We start from the raw sequence: 3,760 nt of genomic DNA on the forward strand, positions 1-3,760 counted from the left end.
GCATGGATTTGAGCCCTTAAAGCTTCTTTGGGAAAGTTATTCTTGTACACTAGGCAAACGAATTAAAGCAATCATGATTCATCAAGAAATTGAAGGCGTAGCACTTGGCATAACCAATGAAGGCATTCTACAAGTGAAAACAGACGATGGAGAAATTCATGGAATTTATTCTGCCGATATTGAAATCCAAAATTAACTTGAAGTAATCAATATGGAATGTGTGAATTAATTCTGTTATAKTATTAGCGATGGGCAGTATCTGAGTAGAACTGCACCTGACGCAATTCAGTTAAACTTGTGAAATTAAATAATTCTGCCTTGATCTTAATCGACAGGGACGGAGGAAACCAATTCTTTTACAAACTACCCTTCTGTCCATTTTTGGCCGGAAGGGTTTTTATTTTGGTTTTCTCTCAAAAGAGAGGAGCTTGAAAAATGAAATCGACAAGTGATTTTATGAAAATGAAAAATGATAACAATAAAATTATTATGTTAACTGCTTATGATTTTCCAACTGCGAAACTTGCAGAAAATGCAGGTGTCGAAATTCTACTAGTTGGAGATTCTCTTGGCATGGTTGTACTTGGGTATGACTCAACGATCCCAGTCACGATGGAAGACATGATCCACCATGGAAAAGCAACTAGACGTGGAGCACCTAACACATTTATTGCAGTAGATATGCCGTTTGGATCATACCATGGTTCAGTCGATAAGACACTTGCTAACGCCGTTCGGTTATTCCAAGAAACCAATGCGCAAGCTCTAAAAATTGAGGGAGCAGACGAAATAATCGAAGTCATTCGATTATTGACTCGCACAGGTATTCCAGTAATTGCACATCTTGGCTTATTGCCTCAATCAGCTAGCGTGTTAGGTGGCTATAAAGTACAAGGAAAAACGGCACATGCTGCACAAAAATTGATTGAAGATGCCAAGGCCTGCGAAGCTGCTGGCGCTTGTATGGTCGTTCTAGAATGTATACCTTATCAATTAGCAAAAACAATTACAGAAACAATCTCTATTCCTGTAATCGGCATTGGTGCAGGGGCTGAAACAGACGGCCAAGTTCTTGTTTTTCATGACACCGTGACTTATGGAAGTCATCACATGCCGAAATTTGTAAAAGCCTTCGCACAAGCCGGCAACGAAATTTCAGCAGGATTATTTCAATATGTAGAAGAAGTGAAATCTGGTGCCTTTCCTGCAGAGGAACATCGGTTTACAATGAAAGACGATGAATACCAACAGTTATACGGAGGAAAAAAATGATTCAAATACAATTAATTGCGGACTTAAAAAAATGCATTAATGAAGCGAAAACTACTGGCAAGAGCATTGGTTTCGTGCCAACGATGGGCTATTTACATGAAGGACATATGTCACTTGCCAATCAAGCGAGGGAAGAGAATGAATTTGTCGTCATGAGTATCTTTGTTAATCCTGCACAATTTGGTCCAAATGAAGATTTGGATAAATATCCTCGTGATTTAAATCGAGACATCAAAATGGCAAAAGAAGCGGGAGTAGATTTATTATTTTTCCCTCAAGTAAATGAAATGTATCCCCAAGATGGTGGAATTACGATACGTGCAGGAGCACAAGCGAATGTTCTTTGTGGTGCTTCTAGACTAGGTCACTTTGATGGCGTATTAAAAGTAGTTACAAAGCTATTCCATTTAGTCGAACCAAAACGAGTATATTTCGGTCAAAAAGATGCACAGCAATTAGCGATTATTGAAACACTGGTTCGAGATTATAATTTCCCACTTGAAGTTCGTCGAGTTCCAACTGTACGAGAATTTGATGGGCTAGCAAAAAGTTCGAGAAACGTTTTCTTGAGTGAACAAGAGCGTAAAGAAGCACCATCTATCCATCAAGCAATTCAACTCGGTCTCGAGCATTATAAAGAGCACCAAAATGTAGATGAAGCCAAAAAAGTAACGAAACAGCACATAGAAAACAGTACTTCAGGAAATATTGATTATGTCGAACTATTAAGCTATCCAAACCTCACGAACGACATCTCATCTAATTCGTCAGTAATTTTAGCCGTAGCTGTCTTTTTCGAAAAAGCCAGATTAATCGACAATATGATGTTGAACAATAAAGGAGAGTAACCAATGTTACGTATGATGTTAAATTCAAAAATTCACCGTGCTGTAGTTACAGAAGCGGATTTAAATTATGTAGGAAGTATCACAATTGATCAAAATCTTTTAGACGCAGTAGGAATGTTGCCAAATGAGAAAGTTCATATTGTCAACAATAATAACGGAGCTCGTTTTGAGACGTATATCATTTCAGGAGAACGTGGAAGTGGAGTTATTTGTGTAAACGGTGCTGCAGCTCGTCTTGTTCAAAAAGGCGATGTCGTCATCATTTTATCGTATGCATATGTAATGAACAACGAAGCGAAAGACCATAAACCAACTGTAGCCATCATGAATGAAAACAATTCAATCCRCGAAATCATCAGCTACGAACCAGAAGCAACTGTCATGTAATTATGCAATTAGACAGTACGAAGTTGAGTAATTGATTCAAAAAAGACCTGCCTCGCCGTAAAAGCGAATCAGGTCTTTTTTGTTGTTTACTGGTACTGGAGCTTGGGGATTAGGAGATAATTGGATATTTGCGACGATTACGTGGAAAGTTGAGACAATATCGCGAGAAGTTGAGACAATAATGAAGAAAGTTACGATAAAATAATGAAAAGTTGCGACGATAAGTCCACAAAGGTGAAAAAATCATATTTAAAAAGTGAGATAAAAGGAAATAAAAGGATATTTTAGTGTGTATCTCGAATTATATGATTGTGAAAACCATTTATATTTTCGATAAGTTATTGTCAACGTAAAAAAGGACCTATCAATGTAACGGGTTCTGTTATGAAGTACAAAACTGTAAAATGTCCGTAAAAATGTATAACTCAAAGCACCGCTTTTTCTTTTTCAGCTCATTTAGATATTTAATTTCTCTCAACAACTCAACATAATTGGATTTGGGGGCAGTTAGCTCTACGGTTGGCATCACAAATTAAAAAAGTTCAAGTTAATACACTGCAAATACCCAAACATAATGTAATAAGTTTAGCTGGGGTTTTGGATTTAAGGTGGATGTGGAGATCCATGATGAAAAAGGGATGAATAGTCCCGTTGCATCTTTTATTGGTGAACCCAAAGAAGTATCTGATCGATATAGATTTGCTTCGCCGATTGAATTATTGCCCTTGAATATTAACCAAATAATAATTCATGGTGAGTTAGACCTTCATGTTCCAGTTGATTTGAGTGTAGAGTATCATCGAAAAGCAATTGAACAGGGCGATAAAGTTCAGTTGATCGTCCTTCCAGACGTTGAACACTTTAAGCTAATCAATCTTTCGTCAACAGCATGGGAGACAGTAACCAATTCACTGAAAACTTTATTTGAAGTGTAAACCCTTTTACGCTTAATGTAATGGATTGTATTATTGTACGGAGGGAAAAAAGGAATTATAAGAATACATGTCGAAAACAGAATAATGTGCAGAAAAACAGAGTGAGGGCATGAATTATGAAATTATTCTTTAGAACAATGACAGAAGAACAACAGAAGAACTCAAACGAAGGTATGATAGTAGGGTTTTTGGCGGCTATGTTTTTACTATTAATTAATATTTTTTATGACTTGAAATTTGATGAAAATTTTATGTCTTCACACACTATTTTCTTCAGTATTTTTGTAATCGCTTTAGGATATGAAGGCTATTTAAATA

General features: G+C 36.6%; 5 protein-coding genes and 1 pseudogene. All 6 read left to right on the forward strand.

Annotated features, from left to right (window positions below):
• Nucleotides 1-196 (forward strand): annotated as a pseudogene (locus tag AC1DOS_RS18630) (bifunctional biotin--[acetyl-CoA-carboxylase] synthetase/biotin operon repressor); the annotation flags it as partial.
• 239 nt (nt 197-435) lie between these two features.
• On the forward strand, nt 436-1,272 hold the full coding sequence (gene panB, locus AC1DOS_RS18635; RefSeq protein WP_477538705.1) for a 3-methyl-2-oxobutanoate hydroxymethyltransferase: 837 nt from the start codon (nt 436-438) through the stop codon (nt 1,270-1,272).
• On the forward strand, nt 1,269-2,120 hold the full coding sequence (gene panC / locus AC1DOS_RS18640) for a pantoate--beta-alanine ligase (protein WP_477538706.1): 852 nt from the start codon (nt 1,269-1,271) through the stop codon (nt 2,118-2,120). The genes panB and panC overlap by 4 nt, the downstream gene beginning before the upstream one ends.
• Before the next feature lie 3 nt (nt 2,121-2,123).
• Entirely contained in the window at nt 2,124-2,507 is a 384-nt protein-coding gene (gene panD, locus AC1DOS_RS18645) for an aspartate 1-decarboxylase (protein ID WP_477538707.1), read from the forward strand.
• 614 nt (nt 2,508-3,121) lie between these two features.
• Entirely contained in the window at nt 3,122-3,442 is a 321-nt protein-coding gene (locus tag AC1DOS_RS18650; protein ID WP_477538708.1) for an alpha/beta hydrolase family protein, read from the forward strand.
• Between the two features lie 116 nt (nt 3,443-3,558).
• On the forward strand, nt 3,559-3,760 hold a 202-nt coding region (locus AC1DOS_RS18655), incomplete at its 3' end, for a hypothetical protein (RefSeq protein WP_477538709.1).

Source organism: Paenisporosarcina sp. P5_A11, from assembly GCF_056400705.1.

Excerpts from the sequence above, each read along its gene's own strand:
- panB (WP_477538705.1), top strand. The coding sequence starts at position 436 with ATGAAATCGACAAGTGATTTTATGAAAATGAAAAATGATAACAATAAA.
- panC (WP_477538706.1), top strand. The coding sequence starts at position 1,269 with ATGATTCAAATACAATTAATTGCGGACTTAAAAAAATGCATTAATGAA.